Origin of the sequence: Dietzia sp. Die43 (genome assembly GCF_024519835.1) — a bacterium.
GTDB lineage: Bacteria > Actinomycetota > Actinomycetes > Mycobacteriales > Mycobacteriaceae > Dietzia > Dietzia kunjamensis.
The window spans coordinates 1-899 of record NZ_JALJRF010000061.1; the positions used below are offsets into that span (position 1 = coordinate 1).

Annotated in this window: 2 protein-coding genes; both read left to right on the top strand. The window is 64.5% G+C overall.

Annotation, left to right across the window (positions count from 1 at the left end; genetic code table 11):
• Positions 1-678, top strand: a 678-nt coding sequence (locus tag NR111_RS18230) for a DMT family transporter (RefSeq protein WP_256821627.1), incomplete at its 5' end; no start/stop codon positions are given.
• Positions 675-869: an EamA family transporter gene (locus NR111_RS18235; protein WP_067717472.1), complete on the top strand. Its 195-nt coding sequence runs from the start codon at positions 675-677 to the stop codon at positions 867-869. The genes NR111_RS18230 and NR111_RS18235, both read left to right, overlap by 4 nt.
• Positions 870-899 lie beyond the last annotated feature (30 nt).

The window sequence follows — 899 nt, forward strand, 5'->3', positions numbered from 1 at the left end:
TGCCTCACCGCATCACCGGCGAACCCCAGCTATGCACTCCGGATCCGGAAGGGCCCGTTAACCGGCAAACCGTCCCCGCTTCGGATGTTATGGATCACCGCCGCCCTGGCTGCCTGCTTCCTCGGTATCAAATGGGGACTGCGCGATGCGCCGCTGCTGTGGTTTGCGGCCCTGCGGGCGCTACTTGGCGGTGGCGCCCTGGCTCTCGTCGCCCTCTTTCAGCGACGACAGATTCCGTCCTCTTTCACAGCGTGGGCAAAGATCACGGCCCTCGGGTTGGTCAACGTCACGTTTGCCTTCGCCGCAATGTTCGCTGGCGTCGCCGGGCTGTCCACCGGGGTCGCGGCAGTACTGGCCAACGCCCAACCATTGCTGATCTTGCTGTCCGCTTGGTGGCTGTTCGGGGAACGAATCACGGCACGGACCGGGCTGGCCCTGGGAACAGGGTTCGCCGGACTGCTTATCGTCTCGATACCCGGAGGCGGCGGATCAGGAGCGCTACTCTCGCTACTCGCGGCCGCAGCAGTAACCGCGGGCACGCTGATGGTGCGCGGTTTGGCAGACCTCGACGTCGTGGTGCTCAGCGCTGCCCACTTTTTGATCGGGGGGCTAGTACTGGCCGGGGTCGCCCTCACCGTGGAAGGCCCCCGGCCATTAACTGGACCCCGCGGTTCGTGATCGTGTTGGCATTCCTCGGCCTGGTGGCGACCGCAGCGACCACTCTGGCCTGGTTCGTAGAGGCTCAACGCTCACGGCTGTCCTCCCTGACGGTGTGGATGTTCCTGATCCCCGTGTTCGGTCTGCTGATCGGGATAGTGGTCCTCGGCGAACGACCGACTGCCTGGGTCAAGCCCCTGGAAGTGGTGTAACTGAATGGTGATCCTTCGTGGGTGGTCAGG